Annotated in this window: 15 protein-coding genes; 10 read left to right on the top strand and 5 right to left on the bottom strand. The window is 42.3% G+C overall.

Annotation, left to right across the window (positions count from 1 at the left end):
• Nucleotides 1–6 precede the first annotated feature (6 nt).
• Nucleotides 7–636, bottom strand: coding sequence for an RNA chaperone ProQ (proQ, locus tag VPNCDNU1_RS07555; protein ID WP_101113879.1), 630 nt, complete (start codon nt 634–636; stop codon nt 7–9).
• Between the two features lie 101 nt (nt 637–737).
• Nucleotides 738–1,211 carry a GAF domain-containing protein gene (locus tag VPNCDNU1_RS07560; RefSeq protein ID WP_104399808.1) on the bottom strand — a complete coding sequence of 158 codons (474 nt, stop codon included), beginning with the start codon at nt 1,209–1,211 and terminating at the stop codon, nt 738–740.
• Between the two features lie 74 nt (nt 1,212–1,285).
• Here VPNCDNU1_RS07560 and VPNCDNU1_RS07565 point away from each other — a divergent pair, with 74 nt between their 5' ends.
• The 4 genes from VPNCDNU1_RS07565 (at nt 1,286) to rsmF (ending at nt 8,524) form a co-directional block, all read left to right on the top strand.
• Nucleotides 1,286–3,076 (top strand): ABC transporter ATP-binding protein, encoded by a 1,791-nt coding sequence (locus tag VPNCDNU1_RS07565; RefSeq protein WP_104399809.1) that lies wholly within the window; start codon nt 1,286–1,288, stop codon nt 3,074–3,076.
• Between the two features lie 46 nt (nt 3,077–3,122).
• Entirely contained in the window at nt 3,123–4,364 is a 1,242-nt protein-coding gene (locus tag VPNCDNU1_RS07570) for a paraquat-inducible protein A (RefSeq protein ID WP_104399810.1), read from the top strand.
• Nucleotides 4,357–6,996, top strand: coding sequence for a PqiB family protein (locus VPNCDNU1_RS07575; protein ID WP_104399811.1), 2,640 nt, complete (start codon nt 4,357–4,359; stop codon nt 6,994–6,996). Before VPNCDNU1_RS07570 ends, VPNCDNU1_RS07575 begins: the two co-directional genes overlap by 8 nt.
• 97 nt (nt 6,997–7,093) lie before the next feature.
• Entirely contained in the window at nt 7,094–8,524 is a 1,431-nt protein-coding gene (rsmF, locus tag VPNCDNU1_RS07580) for a 16S rRNA (cytosine(1407)-C(5))-methyltransferase RsmF (protein ID WP_104399812.1), read from the top strand.
• Nucleotides 8,525–8,762: 238 nt separating this feature from the next.
• On the opposite strand, the gene VPNCDNU1_RS07585 is transcribed toward rsmF, so the two are convergent.
• Entirely contained in the window at nt 8,763–9,596 is an 834-nt protein-coding gene (locus tag VPNCDNU1_RS07585; protein ID WP_104399813.1) for a CvfB family protein, read from the bottom strand.
• A gap of 194 nt (nt 9,597–9,790) precedes the next feature.
• Between VPNCDNU1_RS07585 and VPNCDNU1_RS07590 the strand changes: the two genes are divergently transcribed.
• On the top strand, nt 9,791–11,140 hold the full coding sequence (locus VPNCDNU1_RS07590) for a hypothetical protein (RefSeq protein ID WP_104399814.1): 1,350 nt from the start codon (nt 9,791–9,793) through the stop codon (nt 11,138–11,140).
• A gap of 88 nt (nt 11,141–11,228) precedes the next feature.
• On the opposite strand, the gene VPNCDNU1_RS07595 is transcribed toward VPNCDNU1_RS07590, so the two are convergent.
• Nucleotides 11,229–11,705, bottom strand: coding sequence for a DUF4442 domain-containing protein (locus VPNCDNU1_RS07595; protein WP_104399815.1), 477 nt, complete (start codon nt 11,703–11,705; stop codon nt 11,229–11,231).
• Nucleotides 11,706–12,039: 334 nt separating this feature from the next.
• Here VPNCDNU1_RS07595 and VPNCDNU1_RS07600 point away from each other — a divergent pair, with 334 nt between their 5' ends.
• A complete protein-coding gene (locus VPNCDNU1_RS07600) occupies nt 12,040–13,101 on the top strand; it encodes a 3-deoxy-7-phosphoheptulonate synthase (protein ID WP_104399816.1) in 1,062 nt (353 codons plus the stop codon).
• Between the two features lie 5 nt (nt 13,102–13,106).
• Complete coding sequence (locus VPNCDNU1_RS07605) at nt 13,107–13,589, top strand: YajQ family cyclic di-GMP-binding protein (protein ID WP_101113889.1); 483 nt, start codon at nt 13,107–13,109, stop codon at nt 13,587–13,589.
• Between the two features lie 156 nt (nt 13,590–13,745).
• Here the strand turns inward: VPNCDNU1_RS07605 and VPNCDNU1_RS07610 are convergent, their stop codons facing one another.
• A complete protein-coding gene (locus VPNCDNU1_RS07610) occupies nt 13,746–14,690 on the bottom strand; it encodes a precorrin-2 dehydrogenase/sirohydrochlorin ferrochelatase family protein (RefSeq protein ID WP_104399817.1) in 945 nt (314 codons plus the stop codon).
• A gap of 446 nt (nt 14,691–15,136) precedes the next feature.
• Between VPNCDNU1_RS07610 and VPNCDNU1_RS07615 the strand changes: the two genes are divergently transcribed.
• The 3 genes from VPNCDNU1_RS07615 (at nt 15,137) to VPNCDNU1_RS07625 (ending at nt 18,558) form a co-directional block, all read left to right on the top strand.
• Nucleotides 15,137–16,165: an amino acid ABC transporter substrate-binding protein gene (locus VPNCDNU1_RS07615; protein WP_101113891.1), complete on the top strand. Its 1,029-nt coding sequence runs from the start codon at nt 15,137–15,139 to the stop codon at nt 16,163–16,165.
• Nucleotides 16,166–16,256: 91 nt separating this feature from the next.
• Nucleotides 16,257–17,459: an amino acid ABC transporter permease gene (locus tag VPNCDNU1_RS07620; RefSeq protein ID WP_104399818.1), complete on the top strand. Its 1,203-nt coding sequence runs from the start codon at nt 16,257–16,259 to the stop codon at nt 17,457–17,459.
• 1 nt (nt 17,460) lies between these two features.
• Nucleotides 17,461–18,558 (top strand): amino acid ABC transporter permease, encoded by a 1,098-nt coding sequence (locus tag VPNCDNU1_RS07625; RefSeq protein WP_101113893.1) that lies wholly within the window; start codon nt 17,461–17,463, stop codon nt 18,556–18,558.
• The last annotated feature ends 17 nt before the right edge of the window (nt 18,559–18,575 follow it).

Below are 18,575 nucleotides of genomic sequence, written 5' to 3' on the forward strand. Positions count from 1 at the left end.
TCTCCTTTAAGCGCGTAAGTGCTCCGCTTTTACGACCATTTGCAGACCGTTATTAAGCTGCACCCGCACATCATCCTTGTTAATTTCTACAATTGTAGCAGCCATATTCCCTTTACCCATATTTACGTTCACTGCATTGCCAATGATCATATCATCGTCATTTAGCGGACGCGTAGGCGCAGCTGCTTTATTGTTCTGAGGTTTTTGTGCTTTAGGTTTCGATTTACGAGCTTGAGGCTTATTCGCCTTAGCTTTTGCTTTACCTTCTTCACGTGCTTTTTCAGCTTTTTCTTTACGACGAGCCTGAACTCGCGCCTTGCTTTCCGCTAGTGCAGTTTTGGCATGTTCGATGTGCTCTTCTTCAAGTGCACCCGCTTCATTACCATCTAAGTCCACACGAATTGCGCCAGGTTTTGCACCATGTAGGTAACGCCAAGAAGACGTATATTGTCTCAATGCAGCACGTAACTGAGTTTTACTTACTTTTGGATCATCACTCAGACGATCTGCCAAATCTTGAAAGATACCAATTTTTAATGGCTTAGCTTCACCTTCTAAAGTAAAGCACTTAGGGAAACATTCAGCAATATATGCAATGACTTCTTTGCTGTTTTTTAACTTTTCAGTGTTTTCCATGAGGATTCCTGGTTGTTGCGGCCTTTACCCGCAAAGCGTTCATATAAATATTTTCGCTATTATAGTGACATGCTTAGGAAAAACCACAACCAAGTTGTAAATTAATCGTTGTTCGCGTGGGAATTGAGCAGCTTTTCAACTTCCTTCATCAGGAAGGTCAAACCATTCTCATCATTTTGGTTAAATCGACCGATTTCAGGGCTATCAATATCGAGTACCCCCGCAATCTCTCCATTTATACGAAACGGGATGACAATTTCTGAGTTACTCTCGGCATCACAAGCAATATGCCCTTCGAAATCTTGTACGTTTTCGATTCGTTGAACTGTATCGGTTGCTACTGCTGTTCCACATACTCCGCGCCCCACCGGAATCCTTACACAAGCAGGCTTACCTTGAAATGGACCGAGAACTAACTCATTATCTTTCATTAAGTAAAAGCCTACCCAATTCAGCTTATTCAGCTCCATATTCAAAAGCGCACTTAGGTTAGATAAATTAGCAATCAAATCTGGCTCCCCTTCAATGATTGCTTGTGCTTGCTTCGTTAATGTCTGGTATTGCTTTTCAATCATTTTCTTCTTTTTCCTAAGGATGTACGTACAATGCCACATCAACAAGAAAACTTGGCATTTGTAAAAAATTCGTTATGAGTGAACACACTATTAGCCGTTCGTGGTTATTAACACAAGCAAAAAAACACAAAAAGCGCTTAATGGTCGCTAACTTAATCGCGATAGGCGCAACTTTAATCAGTGTACCAATTCCATTGCTTATGCCGCTAATGGTTGACGAAGTACTGATGAACCAACCCGCGAGTGGTCTGGATGCCATGAATCAGCTCTTACCTTCAGCATGGCAGACCCCTATTGGTTATATTGGGCTAACGCTTGTACTCATTATTCTCATGCGCTGTATGTCACAGGCGCTTAATATCCTTCAGAGTCGACAGTTCACTTTAGTTTCTAAAACCATTACGTGCAAAATGCGTGAAATCATGATCGATAAGCTAGGTCGGATCAGTATTGCTCAGTATGAAACACGAGGCAGTGGTGGTATCAATGCACACCTTATTACCGACATAGAGACGATTGACCAATTTATTGGTTCCACTCTAAGTAAATTCGTTGTGAGCTTACTTACTGTTGTTGGTACAGCAGGAATATTGCTTTGGCTAGATTGGCGTTTAGGGTTGTTTATTTTATTGGTCAATCCAATTGTCATTTATTTTTCGAGAAAGCTTGGCAGTAAAGTTAAACACCTAAAGAAGCGTGAAAACCAATCCTTTGAAAAATTCCAAAACAGACTTATCGAAACATTAGATGGCATCTATCAGTTACGAGCAGCGAATAAAGAAAGTGTGTTTCTTAAACAACTTAAAGAACAAGCGAATGACATCCGAGTAGATGCAGACAAATACGCATGGCAATCAGAAGCCGCTGGGCGTGTTTCCTTTTTACTTTTCCTACTTGGGTTTGAACTCTTTAGAGCCGTTGCAATGCTAATGGTACTATTCAGTGATCTCACCATTGGGCAAATCTTCGCAGTATTTGGTTACTTGTGGTTCATGCTCACCCCCGTACAAGAATTGTTGGGCATCCAATTTTCCTGGTACAGCGCCAAAGCAGCGCTCAAGCGCATTAACTCTTTGCTTAACTTGGAAGAAGAAGCAAGAACAGGTGGAAAGGTTGATCCGTTTGCGTTAAATGAAAGCGTTGATGTTGGCATTCAAAACGTCACTTTTTCATATAACGACGAAAAAACAGTGCTCAATAACCTTTCATTGCATATCCCTAATGGTAAAAAAGTGGCGCTTGTTGGTGCAAGTGGTGGCGGAAAATCTACCCTTATACAACTTCTCATTGGCGTTTATGGGGCAAAATCGGGGCAAATCACCTTTAATGGGCATACTACTGACGATATTGGCTTCGAGCTAATCCGTAAACATATTGCTGTTGTATTACAACAACCTATACTTTTTAATGACAGCTTAAGGCATAATCTCACGTTAGGCACAGAATATAGCGATACCCAGCTTTGGAAAGCGCTCGAAGTAGCTCAACTACAAGATGTTACCGAGCAGCTTACCGAGGGGCTAGATACGCAAATAGGCAGACAAGGTGTTCGGTTGTCTGGTGGACAAAGGCAGCGCTTGGCCATAGCACGAATGGTACTAAGCGATCCGAAATTTGTTATCTTGGACGAAGCAACATCGGCACTCGATACCGCAACAGAATCGGCTCTTCATACAGCGCTGAATCGATTTCTTGCAGGTCGAACAACCTTAATTGTTGCGCACAGACTTTCTGCCGTAAAACAAGCCGATCTGATCTATGTTTTAGAAGATGGGCAAGTCACACAAGCGGGGACACATGTTGAATTGGTTCAACAAGATGGGCTTTATCAAACACTTTATGGTAGTGTTCAAACTGGAGCGTGACATTGTCACAAACACAACCAATAAAACGCTGTTCGTTGGTGGTTGAATGACGATTGAACATAGCCAAAACGTGAGCCAAGTCCGTCTTTGTCAACATTGCGAATTGCCTGTTGATAAGCTTGCTATCCCCAAAGGTCAAAGTGCGCACTGCCCTCGCTGCAATACACAGCTTTATCGGGGTGGCGAACGTTCAATCAATGGCGACTTAGCTCTGGCTGTCGCCTGCCTCCTACTTTTTATCCCTTCGCATTTTTTCCCATTTATCAGTATTCGTCTCTTCGGAGTAATGATTCCAGCCACATTAACGGATGGAACCTTTACGTTAATGCAAGAAGGGTTTATTGGCTTAGGGTTGCTGGTTTTATTCTGCGCATCCATTGCTCCGTTTATTGTCTGTATGTCGGTGGTGGTGGCACACCTTTCACTCAAAAAGCGTTGGCTAAAACCACTACAGTATTCGTTGCTGAACATTCAACACCTTAAGCATTGGATGATGCTAGATGTTTTCTTGATTAGCATCGGCATATCCTGTTTTAAGTTACAGGACTACGCAGACATTTTTGTAGGTTGGGGGCTATTAGGGTTAATTCTCCTCCAGCTTTTTTCACTCATGCTCATTTCACGAGTTAGCGTAAGGCGTTACTGGGAAACATGGGAACCTGAAACAAGCTTCAACTACCCTATAAAAGAGATTCATTGCCACAGCTGCCATTTGTCACAACCCGATTCAATACGCTGCGATCGCTGCGACAACCCGTTACACCATAGGCGACCATTCTCTGTTCAAAAAACGTGGGCGTATCTGATCGCGGCTTCCATCGCTATTGTACCAGCGAATGTGATCCCAATATCCATACTGCTCACAAACGGTAAGCGATTGGAAGATACGATTTTCTCCGGTGTGGCATCGTTAGTTAAAACTGGGATGCCTGGAATCGCACTCATTATATTTGTGGCGTCGATTATTGTGCCTGCTATTAAAATTCTGGGGCTCAGTTACATACTTCTGAGTATCCAGTTCAAACAAAAAATACATAAAAGACAGCGAATGAATATCTACTTCGCTGTCAAGTGGATTGGAAAATGGTCGATGATGGATTTATTCGTTATTTCGATCATGATGACTTTGGTCGATAGAGGCCAAATTCTCGATTTTACACCAGGATACGGAGCCGTTGCGTTTGCTATTGTCGTGATACTCACGATGCTAGCAACGGAGAGCTTGGATCCTAGGCTAATTTGGGACAATGAAGATGTCCCTGAACGGAAAGCGACTGTAAATGAGTAATTTAGACAATAATCAAAATGCCCATTCGCCGAGAGTTAAGCGAGACATCGGTATCTCTCCTCTTTGGCTCTTACCCATTATTACAATCTGCTTGGCTGGGTGGCTTGTCGTAAAGGCAGTTAATGAGGCTGGGCAAAGGATTCAAATTTACTTTTCTGATGCGCAAGGCTTAATTGCGGGTAGAACAACCATTCGTTATCAAGGTTTGGAAGTGGGTATGGTACGTGATATCAAACTATCTCCGGAACTAGACAACATCTTTGTAGAAGCCGATATATACCCAGAAGCCACAAAGCTATTAAGCGGACAAACTCGATTTTGGCTCATCAAGCCCACTGCAAGCCTTTCTGGTATCTCAGGGTTAGATGCTCTTGTTTCTGGTAACTATATTGCGATACACCCCGGAACTGGTGATATTGAAGACGACGATTTCGAACCAGTTTTCACGGCTCTTGAAAATAGCCCAACCGACCTTCTCGCAAATCAAGGATTGAACATTGTTTTGCACTCATCGGATTTAGGCGCTATTTCCGTCGGCTCTCAGATTGTCTATAAAAAAATCCCAATTGGGGAAGTATACGGCTATCAGTTAGATGAAGATGGTAACTCAGTAAGTATTCGCGCTTTCATTGAAGACGAATACACTCACCTAGTAACCAGCGAAAGTCGTTTTTGGAATGTCAGTGGAATTGGCGCTAATGTTGGATTTGGCGGTGTTGATGTCAAGGTGGAAAGCTTAAGTGCAATGCTTGGCGGCGCTATAGCAGTAGACTCCCCCGACGAAGGTCAGCCATTGATTGAGGGTGCGGAGTTCAAACTCTATCCCGATCTCAAAACCGCTGGCCGCGGGATTCCTATTCAGATTGAGCTGCCATACGACAATAAAGTCAGTACCAATGGCGCACCGATAGTGTATCGAGGCATTGAAATTGGTCAGATTACCGATGTACAGCTTTCTTTAGATCGCACCAAAATTATCGCATACGCCTCGATTCAGCCTAGCTTTGCCGATACATTAAAAACTGAAACACGTTTTTTACTTGAAGAGGCAGAAGTGTCACTCACTGGCGTAGAAAACATTGGCAATCTTGTAACTGGCAATTTCTTAACGTTGGTTCCAGGTGGTGGTGAAAAATCCCGTGAATTTGTCGCGATAAGAAAGTCAGAATTGGCACTTGAAAGCCCTGGGTCTATAGAGATCACCTTTATTTCAGATGATTCATTTGGGTTGGAGTTTGGTACTCACCTACTCTATCGAGGTATTCAAGTTGGTAGTATTACCAAAATTAGCCTTTTAGACGACCAAGTTCAGATGACGGCTCTTATCGACGGTCAATACGCGCACCTGATTAAAAGCAGGAACCGTTTCTTCGTTGATGGCAGCGCTAAAGCGGAATTAACCGATTCCGGTTTAAGTGTTTCTGTTCCACCTGCAAAGCGCTTATTAACGGGCTCGATTAGCTTTACTAGCCAAGGAAGTAAGAAAGCCAGGTCACAATACACATTATTTGCGAGCCAATCACTTGCGCAACTGGCTGAGTTCAACCAAAGCGGGTCTCAGAGCATAACGCTATTCAGCCAAACATTGCCTTCCGTTTCAAAAGGAGCACCACTGCTCTATCGCAACCTTCAAGTTGGTAAAGTTTCCGATTTCAAGCTCACAAATGGTGGGGTTTTGCTTCACTTAAAGGTTGAAAACCAATACAGACACCTGATGAATAAGAGTACTGTTTTTTGGAATCGCTCTGGTATTGAGGTCAATGCGAACCTGAGTGGTATCAATATTACGGCAGCGCCTGTTAAGACCTTAATTCAGGGAGGCATAGCGTTTGATTCGCTACCTGGAGTGGAAAACAAACTGAATCAACATTGGAAGTTGTACAGTAACTATGAAGATGCGAGAAAATTTGGACGCCTAATTACATTAACCAGCGCGAGCGCAAATGGCGTAGCTAAGGGAATGAAGCTTAAATACCAAGGTGTACCTGTCGGTGAAGTCACGCTTGTTACGCCGGATTTCAAAAACGAAAAAGTTGAGATTAAAGCTCGAATCTTGCCAGAGTATGTTAAAGATATCGCTCTGAATGGGACACATTTTTGGTTGGTTCAACCCGAGTTGGGTTTGAAAGGTGTCAAGAACATCGAAACATTACTCAGTAAGTACATTGATGTAGAGCCATCCGGAAACAAAAGAGCGTTTGCATTTAAACTACACATGCAAAGCAGTCAGTTGCAAGGTAAAGCATTTCAATTACAAAGTGAGCGAAGAAATTCTATTTCAGTAGGAACTCCACTATTGTATCGTGATATGGAGGTCGGCAGAGTAACTGATGTTGCATTGGGTGCATTTGCAGACAGAATCATTACAACCATTCAAATAGACAATCAGTTTGAACACCTAGTGAGAAAAAACACCGTATTCTGGAATGTGTCTGGCGTGGATGTTTCTATCGGGATTACAGGAGCGAAAATAAAAGCCGGAACCGTAGACAGTATCGTTAGAGGCGGCATCGCTTTCGCAACGCCAGAAAGTAGCCCTTTAGAGGGGTTAGCAAAGGAAAAATCAGCGTTTTTCTTATATGAGATTGCTCAGCCAGAATGGCTAGAATGGCGCACTCCAATTCCGAAATAGAAATACTATTAATCTCCAAAATGCAGCTTCAGTTTAAGCTGCATTTTTTTTGATTTGCGATAGAATTGGCAACAAAATTTTCTTCAGAGATACTAATTTGCACTCTAATATCAAACTCCCTGACGCATTCATCGATCAGATCCAAGAAATTATGCCTTCTCACTTGGACATGGATGAATTCATAGCAGCATGTAAACGCCCGTTGCGTCGAAGTATTCGTGTAAATACTCTGAAAATTACTGTTGAAGCGTTTTTAAGCAGAGCTAAGTCTAAAGGATGGACTCTCACGCCTATCCCTTGGTGTGATACGGGGTTTTGGATAGAGCGTGACGAATCCGACCCAGTACCACTTGGGAATACATCGGAGCATATGGCAGGGCTATTTTACATACAAGAAGCAAGCTCTATGATGCCAGTCACCGCATTACTCACAGACAATGATGTGGACGAATTGAATACGGTTCTTGATGTAGCCTCTGCACCTGGATCTAAAACGACTCAAATCGCAGCCGCACTTAAAAACAGAGGCACGCTTGTCGCCAACGAGTTTTCGGCCAGTCGAGTCAAAGTACTTCATTCCAATATTCAACGTTGTGGCGTACGAAATGTTGCGTTAACGAATTTTGACGGCCGTGTTTTTGGTGGATGGTTACCAGAAAAATTTGATGCGATTCTGCTCGATGCACCTTGCTCTGGTGAAGGAGCTGTGCGCAAAGATCCAGACGCAATGAGTAACTGGAGCAAAGAATCAGTGTTGGATATTGCCCTTACTCAAAAAGACCTAATAGAGAGCGCTTTTCATGCATTAAAACCCGGTGGTGTGCTGGTTTACTCCACTTGTACCCTTAACTTGGAAGAAAACCAACAAGTCTGTCATCACCTTAAAGATACATTTGGTGATGCTGTCGATTTCGAACCATTAGGACACTTGTTTGAAAATGCAGATGCAGCCATTACTGAAGAAGGCTTCTTACATGTTTACCCGCAAATTTTTGATAGCGAAGGTTTCTTTGTTGCAAGGCTGCGTAAGCATCATTCGGTGGAAGCACCTCAAGTTAAGAAACGCTTAGGGAAATTTCCGTTCGAAAAAGTCTCGACCAAAGTAACCAAGGACATCGAGAAACACTTAGTTGAAACCTTAGGCATATCACTACCAGATCAAACGCAGCTTTGGGTAAGAAACAAAGAAGTGTGGCTATTCCCTGCGGCATTAGAGTCTTTGATTGGTGAAATTCGTTTTAGTCGAATGGGAGTAAAACTGGCAGAGACGCACAAGAAAGGATATCGCTGGCAACATGAAGCAGTTATGGCACTTTCTACGGGAGAAGAAACTCAAAGTGTTTCTTTAAGTACTGAAGACGCACGTCAGTGGTATATGGGGAGAGACGTAAGACCTGAAAACTTATCTGGTAAAGGTGAAGTTATCGTCAAACTTGATAACGATGTCATTGGAATTGGGAAATGGGTAGGCAATAGAATAAAAAATGGTCTTCCAAGAGAACTAGTTAGAGACGTAAACCTGTTCTAACCACTATATATGGTGGTAATTGAGCCTGTGTGTACTATGATTAAGTAAAAGCAATTAGCGCAGGCTCTTTCTACAAGAGCCATTCCCCTAGCCCAGAACAGGAATCGTTCTGGGCTCTTTTTCGGCAGTAAACTAATAAGCTAAATTTAACCCAAAAGTTTAATGTCTAACAAATCATAAAGTTAACAATCAAATAACCCACTATTCCCCTAACTAAAACGCTAAAAGCGTGAGCGGTTTAGTTAAGTCGAATGCCTTCTTTATCGATCGTAATTTTGCCCAATTTATACAAGCCACCAATCGTTTTCTTAAATGTACCCTTGCTGGTACGGAAAACGGCAAAAATAGCTTCAGGTGTAGACTTGTCATTTAGAGGCAAAAAGCCGCCTTTTTTCTCTAAAACATCAAGGACCTTACTACTCAAATCATCCATCTTGGCCGTACCGACCTTCTGAAGTGACAAATCGATTTTTCCATCTTCTCGAACGGATTTGATATAACCTTTCAAACGCTTACCGATAAACAGCTTACCAAATACATCAGAGCTAAAAATCATGCCCCAATGCTCACCGTTAACGATGGCTTTGTAACCTAACTCGCTTCGTTCAGCAATAATCAGGTCAACTTGCTGATTCTTTGTGTAATTTGCAGGCGTGTTATCAAGCCATTTATTAAACTTGGTTGTTCCTACAATACGACCCGATGCTTTATCGGTATAAACAAAAACCAGCACATCTTGACCAACACGAAACCTTGCACGTTGCTCACTAAAAGGAATAAGCAAATCTTTCTTATCAATTCCCCAGCTTGCAAATGCACCAGTACTGTTTACGCCTTCAATTTTCATCAACCCCCACTCACCAACTTGTGCAATAGGTGTTTCAGTTGTCGCACATAATTGATTATCAGAATCAAAATACAGAAAGACATCTACTTTACTGCCTAGGTCTGTACCCTGTGGTACATACTTGTTAGGTAAAAGTACGCTTCCGTATTCGGACGCATCAAGAAATAGTCCAAACTCTGCTTTGCGAACAACTTCTAATGTGTTGGTTTGACCAATTTTAATCATGTTAGGGTGTTACTCATCTTAAATTTGGCAGAGATTATACGTTAACTCTGCTATGATTGCTGTTGTAAATCACTCTTCATTTTCAATACGATGCAAGCCGCACGGGTTGCTTATTGATATCTGACTTTATATTTTATACCAACCTCTTTGAAAACGCTTTCACGCTATAACAATAAAAATGAAAGGATCTTTTAGTGATTACTGTTGAGAAACAAGATGCGCTAACTCTTAAAGTGACACACGTAATGCCCACTTCTAAAAAGTTGGATTTGGACGTGTACCTTTTCGCCCCAGGAGAATTAGGGCTGAGCTCGGATGTGGTGTCAGAAAATGACTTTTACTACGGGGCCCTTAGTGAAAAACGCGCTTATTACAGTGATCAAACCCACCTGCCTTTGGTCCACAGCCGATTAGCAAAACGAGGGCAACTATCGAACAACCAATATCGTGTCAGTTTGAGCTTGTATGCCTACCAATATGTTATCGCGCTAGATAAAGCTGTTGACGAATTAAATCATCAGAGTCGTGACAGTGTCACTGAGGATGAGGTGGATGAAGTTATTAGCCTTGCTCTCGATATCCTTAAGCGCTTACGCCGTTCTATACCTTATGACGAAACTCAAAAACGTTATTACGCCAATATCGACAACTACCTTTCGTGGTACACCGAGCAGCACTTTCTCTCTTTAGTTGCCCATATGCCACGAGGCAAAGAATATGCCGCCATTAAAGAACGGCTGATCACGCTGTGTGAAAAGGAAGTCGCGCACCGAGAGCTCAACCGATACAACTCTAAAAAAGCCCGCACCGACATTACCCGCATGTCGAACAAAATGCGCTTGCTCAGACGCTTAATTGAATACCCAATTGTACTTAAAAAGAAAAACCGCTCGATGGGTAAAAATGTTATGAGAGCGGTAAAAGGTATCGCTACGGGCATTGTAATGATTTTTGTAACCACTATAGCGATTTTGATGCGTGACCAATTAGGTGAAATCACTGCATCATTTATCATCATTATGTCGTTCATCTACGCGTTACGGGAAATCTTCAAAGACGATCTCAGGGATATCCTTTGGCGTTGGATACGCAAAGGTAAACCTAAATGGCGAGGCCGCTACTATGACCCTAGCACCAACAAAATGGTGGGTCACAAAATTGAATGGATGGATTACACAAGCTATTCAAAACTGCCAGATCGAGTACAAAAAATTCGAAAACGTCGCGTTGCTCAGCGAGAAGAAAAAGTTCTGCATTACAGAAGCCAAACAGAAATGACGACAACGTTATTTATGAGTGGTTATGAACAAACACGTGAAACGTTAAACATCAGCTTAAGCCAAATCGCAAGGCTAATGGATAAAGGTTCCAGTAAGATCTATCAACTCAACGAAGGTCAAGTAAGTAAAGAGTCCGTAGAGAAACGCCACTTATTGAACCTAATCGTTCAAGAAAACAACCATGATGGCGAGTCGAATTACTATCGCTGGAAAATTGTTTTAAACCGTTCAAAAATTGTAGATATAGAACAGATCACTCTCTAATTGTTATCTGAGAACGTTATATCATGAGAGCAAGTTCCTATTGGAACAGGTAATAATAGGTACAAATGTTTAACCCTAAGCATCACCTCTAGCAAACCGCTTTTACAGATAGTACCAATTCAAATACAGCCATTGGCTCCTCAGCATGTAAGGTTGGGCAAATGGCTGTAATCGTCACCGACTTGTTCACCCGCTTACCCGTTTGAAAAGTTTCATCCAACATTTCATCAATCAAATTTCCGTCATGACATAAGAAATGCACGTCGCCTTCTGGTCGCTTCAGAAATTCTCCTTTCACACCTTTAAATGCTAGCGACACTTTTCCTCCTCGCTCTTGTGCTTTACCCATCGCCATAAATCCACCAGCAACGTCAGCCCCTATCGCCAACGCTCCAAAATACATGCTATTGAGGTGATTTTTTGTTCTTTTCTTGAGCGGAATTCTAACTTCAACGGTTTTCTCATTTAATACAAGAATTTTGGGTCTACATAGCCAAATAAGCGGAACCTTAAAAAATCCGAACGTGCTCAAGTAAAAATTTGCTTTTTGTATCGCAGAAAACATTGGAGAAACCCGTAGAAAAAACTAGTCTGACCAGTTAAAAATACAATAGGAGAATTGTCAATGGGTTGTAATGAATGTTAATAGTGCGATCGCGCAAAAACTGCTTTATACCTAAAAACGTGACACTGTTACGCTTACTATGAGATCAACTCTTGCCATACCATCACGTCAAAATAATCAAACACAATGTCAAGAACGATGTACAGTTGAGGACGATTTTCAAAGGTATTTAGGATTGAAAGGTAAGTTTTTGTTCATATGAATAAATGCGTGTTTATTCCCTATGTATTTTCCGTTATCTTAACCGTTTTGCAGTATAACTACAGGCGTGCACATGCCCTTAAAGACAGACGAATTAAGAACTCAGCCTCTGGGCCCAATGCCCACTCCTGCAGAGCTGGTTCAAGCTCACCCTCTCACGGATGACGTTGCCGAGCGAATCGAACAGTCTCGTCGACAAATTGAAGCCATTTTAGCGGGTGAGGATAACCGGCTACTGGCAATTGTTGGCCCTTGCTCAGTTCATGATACCGAGGCAGCGCTAGATTACGCGAGACGCCTAAGCGCCATTCAAGATAAGTATAAAGATGAACTTTTCATTGTAATGCGCACCTACTTTGAGAAACCTCGTACGGTTGTGGGTTGGAAAGGTTTGATAACCGATCCCAACCTTGATGGTTCTTATGCTTTAGAAACGGGTTTAAATAAAGCAAGAAAATTGCTGCTAGACATTAACAAGCTAGGCTTGGCTACAGCAACAGAATTTCTTGACATGATTACAGGTCAATACATAGCAGACCTTATTACATGGGGCGCAATTGGCGCTCGAACTACTGAATCACAAATTCACCGCGAAATGGCTTCTGCACTATCTTGTCCTGTCGGATTCAAAAACGGCACAAACGGTAACGTTAAGATAGCGATTGATGCCATTCGAGCATCCAAAGCTTCTCATTATTTTTACTCTCCAGACAAAAATGGTCGTATGACGGTTTATCGCACTTCCGGTAACCCTTACGGGCACGTTATTCTTAGAGGTGGAGACAAAGGACCGAATTTCGATTCGGATTCCGTTGCTGAAGCATGCGTGCAACTTAGCAGTTTCGATTTACCGCAAAAGCTTGTTGTTGATTTTAGCCACGCTAACTGCCAAAAACAGCATCGCAAACAGCTGGAGGTAGCTGAAGACATTTGTCAGCAAATACGTTCTGGTTCTGATTCCGTTGCTGGAATTATGGCTGAAAGTTTCATTCTTGAAGGTAATCAGCCAATGAACGACATTACTTCACTTACCTATGGTCAGTCGATCACCGACCCATGTTTAAGCTGGGAGCACACAGTCGAGATGTTAGATATGCTGGCTGAAGCCATAAAAACACGATCAGACAAAGGATAATTCTTATGCCTTCTTTTGACATTATTTCTGAAGTCGACACAGTTGAACTTCGTAACGCTGTCGATAATGCCAATCGCGAGCTTTCAACTCGCTTCGATTTTCGAGGTGTTGAAGCCAACTTTGAATTTAAAGACGAAACTGTAAAGCTCCATGCTGAAGCCGAGTTTCAATTGAAGCAAATGAGGGATATCCTGCGCGGAAACCTGACTAAGCGTGGTGTGGATGTCAATTCCATGGACTCCCAAAAAGCTGATGCCTCAGGAAAAAGCTGGAACCAGGTCGTACTGTTCAAGCAAGGTATTGATAAGGAAATGGCTAAGAAAGTTGTGAAAACAATTAAGGATGCCAAGCTCAAAGTTCAAGCCGCAGTGCAAGGCGAAAAAGTACGCGTTACTGGTAAAAAACGAGACGACTTACAATCTGTTATAGCTTTACTAAAGCAATCTGAATTGGGTCAACCTTTTCAGTATGAGAACTTCCGCGATTAATGTTCATAAATCTATTGAGATATATTTCGTAATTTCGATAGGTTAGCTAGGGTTTGATTGCTTTAAACGAGGCACATTATAAAAGGCTTCAATTGCGAAGCCTTTCTTATTTACTCACTTTTACCGAATTGGACAATTTGTTGTCCCAAGTTCAGGTTAGTTAATACCTGCAACTTCAATAATTCGGTGGTTTTGAGCAAGTAATTTAAGCTCTGGATTATGCTGCTCACCCTTGGGGAAAAATACAACAACTCTCTGAGGAGATACTTTAGGGTCGGACAATCTTGCCGACAACTCTGCATAGCTTTTATAGCTCTCTCTCTCAGCGTCTCTTCGGCAAAGATCAATAAATTCAAATGGACAATCTTTGTGGGCAAGCACGAGTTCAGCTTCTTGCATAAACCTTAAGCCTTTGATTGACATAAGCTCAACGTCATCGCTAAATTCGAGCCAAGTGAGTGAACCACTTTCAAAGTCAGTATCTTTCAAACGCGCTTCATATAGATTTTCAAGATAAGCCCTGTCCTGCACAGATTCGATATTTGGGTCAGAAAAGAACGCTTCCCAAAACTTTCTTCTTTCATCCACTGAAGGGAGAATCTCTTTAATGCTGTTTCTTTTTGATGAAGCAAACTCGGCAAGAAGACCAATATTCTGCGAAAGAATCGATTCAAGCTTTTCTCGAATATTTCGAACCAACACGGGAGATGCGCCGCCGCTCGAAATCGCAATTTGAATACGACCACGGTTTATCATTGAAGGCGTGATGAAATCACAATATGGTTGGTCGTCGACAACATTAACCATAATACCTTTACTCTTGGCATCAGCATGGACTTTGTGGTTCAACTCGGGGTTATCTGTTGTTGCCCAAACTTGGACGTAATCCTGCATCATATCTGGGCTATAAAAAGCTTTAACCCAATGGCATTTTTCTTCTTCTACCAGTTTTCCTAGAAACGGTTCTATTTTAGGGGAAACAATTGTAACGTCGGCTCCTGCCCGAAGCAGCGAGTCAACCTTTCTAGATGCAACCTCTCCCCCTCCGATTACCAATACAGGCTTGTGATTTAAGTCAAAAAATAACGGGAAATATCGCATCCTATTCCTTTGTTGCAATTATCTTGTTTCCGTAATACTAACAAAAAGGGGGCACTAGGGACATCAGGTTAAGAAACCTCCAGAGATCATCATTCAAATTTCCTCCTATTGTGAGACATATCATCTGGTATTTATTTTGATAGCAATATCAATGGCTAAATAGTGACCTTTTGCAGAACTTAAAACTCTGCAGCACTATTTTGTAGCGCCGTTGCACTATTTACATTCGTATTACATTTCGTCATTCTAATTACGTTCGGTTCTGTGATTGCACTCAAAAATTCTTTTAAATTAACAATTTGAGAAATCCCAGATCCTTTCCTACGCTTATAAATAGCTGTATGAATAGAGTGCCGTACTTCTTTCATAACAGCACAAAATACTAACACAACTAAACGTAAACCAATTTCGATTGGTATTGCATGGATGATACAGGAAGGATTCAAATGGCGAAGAAACTCACTATTCTTGCTTCAGTAGTCGCTGCTTCAACCGCTATGATGGCAACTTCTGCTTTTGCAGCAGATGGTACGTTGGATAAAGTGAAGTCGAAAGGCTTCCTTCAGTGCGGGGTAAGTACTGGTCTACCAGGTTTCTCTAACCCTAACTCAAAAGGTGAATGGGAAGGTATTGACGTAGAGTACTGTCAAGCACTTGCCGCTGCTGTTTTAGGTGATAAATCAAAAGTTAAATATGTTCCTCTGACTGCAAAAGAGCGTTTCACCGCACTTCAATCTGGTGAAATCGACGTTCTATCTCGTAACACAACTTGGACTCTGCATCGTGATACTGCACTTGGTCTGAACTTTGTCGGCGTAAACTACTACGATGGTCAAGGTTTCATGGTTAAAAAAGACCTAGGTTTAAGTAGTGCGAAAGAGCTAGACGGAGCTTCCGTTTGTGTTCAATCAGGTACGACTACCGAGTTAAACCTTGCAGACTACTTCCGCAACCAAGGCATGTCCTATAAGCCAGTTGTATTTGATACAGCAGCTCAAACATCCAAGGGTTTCGATTCAGGTCGCTGTGACGTACTGACTACAGACCAATCTGGTTTATATGCACTTCGCCTAAACTTGAAAGATCCGGCGTCTGCAGTCGTACTTCCTGAAATCATTTCTAAAGAGCCACTAGGTCCTGTAGTGCGTCAAGGGGACGATGTGTGGTTTAACATCGCGAAGTGGACGCTTAACACCATGATCAATGCCGAAGAATACGGTATTTCCTCTAAAAATGCAGACCAAATGCTGAAATCTAAGGATCCGAACATCAAGCGTATTCTTGGCGTTGATGGTCCTAAAGGTAAAGGTCTAGGTTTGGCTGACGATTGGGGCTACCAAGTTGTCAAACAAGTCGGTAACTACGGTGAAAGCTTTGAAAGAACTGTAGGTGCAGGTTCTCCGCTACAAATTTCTCGTGGCGTGAATGCACTATGGAATGCTGGCGGTTTCATGTACGCGCCACCAATCCGATAAGCTATTGATTAGTATAATCAAATAAAAAGGGCGGTGTATGCCGCCCTTCGCTTACCTAGATTTAGCTACATGGATTTGAGGTTATAGCTGTATGCAACCTACTGATAAAAAAGTGTCTGGCTCGGGTAAACCGGCACAGAGCACAAATCTTCTATATAATCCTACGTTTCGTTCAATTGTGTTTCAGATTATTGCTGTTGCAGCATTGGCGAGTTTTTTATACACCATTGTCAACAACGCTTTGAGCAATCTTGACGCTCGTGGCATTGCCACTGGATTTGACTTTCTTTCTCAAGAAGCAGGCTTTGGGATTGGCCTAACTCTGATTGAGTATGATGAAACCTTTTCCTATGGTAGAACCTTTGTTATCGGTCTACTCAATACTGCATTGGTTTCTGTATTGGGGATAATTGTAGCAACTTTTCTTGGGTTCTTTGTTGGTATAGCTAGGCTATCCAGCAACTGGTTAGTCAGCCGTATGGCGGCTGTATACATTGAAGTTTTCCGTAACGTTCCCCTACTCCTGCAAATTTTCTTTTGGTACTTTGCGGTGTTACAAGCTTTGCCTTCACCAAGACAAAGCCTTAGCTTAGGCGAATCTATTTTCCTTAACGTGCGTGGGCTATATTTGCCAAGCCCCGTTTTTGAGGAAGGGAGTGGAATCATATTTGTTGCACTTATTGCCGCCGTCATTGCTTCGGTCGTGATCAGTATTTGGGCAGGCAACAAACAAAAACTTACTGGCCAGCAAACACCTGTTGCGCTAATTAGCATTGGCTTGATTGTTGGTTTGCCATTTATCGCTTACCTTCTTGCCGGCATGCCTATTAGCACAAATTATCCTGAGCTTAAGGGATTCAATTTTCGTGGAGGTATCTCCATTCTTCCTGAGTTAGCCGCATTATTGATTGCATTAAGTGTTTACACAGCATCCTTTATTGCAGAGATTGTCCGATCTGGTATTAATGCCGTTAACCACGGGCAAACAGAAGCAGCAATGGCCTTAGGCTTACCTCGTGCGAAGACATTGAAATTGGTTGTGATTCCACAAGCGTTGCGAATCATCATCCCACCACTCACTAGCCAATACCTTAACTTAACTAAGAACTCATCACTTGCGATGGCAATAGGTTATCCAGATCTTGTATCTGTGTTTGCCGGAACGACATTGAACCAAACGGGTCAAGCAATCGAAATTATCGCAATGACAATGGGTGTTTACCTCACTTTAAGTTTGGTGACATCTGCTCTGATGAACATTTATAATCGCAAAGTGGCATTGGTGGAGAGATAGTATGACGCAACATCAATTTCAACCAGATCTCCCACCACCGGCTAATACTGTAGGTATTGTTGGCTGGATGAGAAAAAATCTATTCAATGGTCCTGTAAACTCTGTTGTTACTTTGATTCTTGGTTACATTACATTGATGGCAACTTGGAACATTATTGACTGGGGTTTTCTATCTGCAGATTGGGTAGGTACAACACGAGAAGATTGTTCAAGAGAAGGAGCATGCTGGGTATTCATCAGTGTACGATGGGATCAGTTCATGTTCGGATTCTACCCTGCTGAAGAGTTATGGCGACCGCAACTGTTCTTCGCAACGCTTGCCATTTTTGTTGGTTTACTAGCCTATGAAGGCACACCGAAAAGAACGTGGATTTGGCTATTCTTCGTCAATATTTACCCATTTTTAGCCGCAGGGCTTTTGTACGGTGGTGTTTTTGGCTTAGAAGTTGTCGACACGCATAAATGGGGTGGTCTACTTGTAACTCTAATCATCGCACTCGTCGGTATTATTGTCTCTCTCCCTATTGGGGTTGCGCTCGCGCTGGGTCGACGCTCCGAGATGCCAATCATACGCAGCCTGTGTACTGTCTATATCGAAGTTTGGCGTGGCGTGCCATTGATTACCGTCCTGTTCATGGCATCGGTTATGTTGCCTTTGTTCCTTTCTGAAGGCTCAGAGACAGATAAGCTGCTTCGCGCTCTTATCGGTGTAGTCATGTTTAGTGCGGCTTACATGGCAGAGGTGATTCGTGGTGGTTTACAAGCTATTCCAAAAGGACAGTATGAAGCAGCAGACGCTTTAGGCTTGTCATACTGGAAAAAAATGGGCTTAATCATTTTACCGCAAGCCTTAAAAATTACGATTCCATCGATTGTTAATACTTTCATAGGGCTATTTAAAGATACCAGTTTGGTACTAATTATTGGTATGTTTGACGTACTCGGTATTGGTCAAGCTGCAAACACAGACCCCGAGTGGTTGGGCTTTGCAACTGAAAGTTATGTATTTGTCGCGTTAGTGTTCTGGGTGTTCTGCTTTGGTATGTCGAGGTATTCGATATGGCTTGAGAACAAACTTCATACCGGTCACAAACGATAATTAACAGGTTCAAGGAC

This window comes from Vibrio penaeicida (assembly GCF_002933855.1).
Classification (GTDB): Bacteria; Pseudomonadota; Gammaproteobacteria; order Enterobacterales; family Vibrionaceae; genus Vibrio; species Vibrio penaeicida_A.

Coding starts and splice junctions, on each gene's coding strand:
- proQ (WP_101113879.1), bottom strand. CDS start 636: ATGGAAAACACTGAAAAGTTAAAAAACAGCAAAGAAGTCATTGCATAT.
- VPNCDNU1_RS07560 (WP_104399808.1), bottom strand. CDS start 1,211: ATGATTGAAAAGCAATACCAGACATTAACGAAGCAAGCACAAGCAATC.
- VPNCDNU1_RS07565 (WP_104399809.1), top strand. CDS start 1,286: ATGAGTGAACACACTATTAGCCGTTCGTGGTTATTAACACAAGCAAAA.
- VPNCDNU1_RS07570 (WP_104399810.1), top strand. CDS start 3,123: ATGACGATTGAACATAGCCAAAACGTGAGCCAAGTCCGTCTTTGTCAA.
- VPNCDNU1_RS07575 (WP_104399811.1), top strand. CDS start 4,357: ATGAGTAATTTAGACAATAATCAAAATGCCCATTCGCCGAGAGTTAAG.
- VPNCDNU1_RS07585 (WP_104399813.1), bottom strand. CDS start 9,596: ATGATTAAAATTGGTCAAACCAACACATTAGAAGTTGTTCGCAAAGCA.
- VPNCDNU1_RS07595 (WP_104399815.1), bottom strand. CDS start 11,705: ATGTTTTCTGCGATACAAAAAGCAAATTTTTACTTGAGCACGTTCGGA.
- VPNCDNU1_RS07600 (WP_104399816.1), top strand. CDS start 12,040: ATGCCCTTAAAGACAGACGAATTAAGAACTCAGCCTCTGGGCCCAATG.
- VPNCDNU1_RS07605 (WP_101113889.1), top strand. CDS start 13,107: ATGCCTTCTTTTGACATTATTTCTGAAGTCGACACAGTTGAACTTCGT.
- VPNCDNU1_RS07610 (WP_104399817.1), bottom strand. CDS start 14,690: ATGCGATATTTCCCGTTATTTTTTGACTTAAATCACAAGCCTGTATTG.
- VPNCDNU1_RS07615 (WP_101113891.1), top strand. CDS start 15,137: ATGGCGAAGAAACTCACTATTCTTGCTTCAGTAGTCGCTGCTTCAACC.
- VPNCDNU1_RS07620 (WP_104399818.1), top strand. CDS start 16,257: ATGCAACCTACTGATAAAAAAGTGTCTGGCTCGGGTAAACCGGCACAG.
- VPNCDNU1_RS07625 (WP_101113893.1), top strand. CDS start 17,461: ATGACGCAACATCAATTTCAACCAGATCTCCCACCACCGGCTAATACT.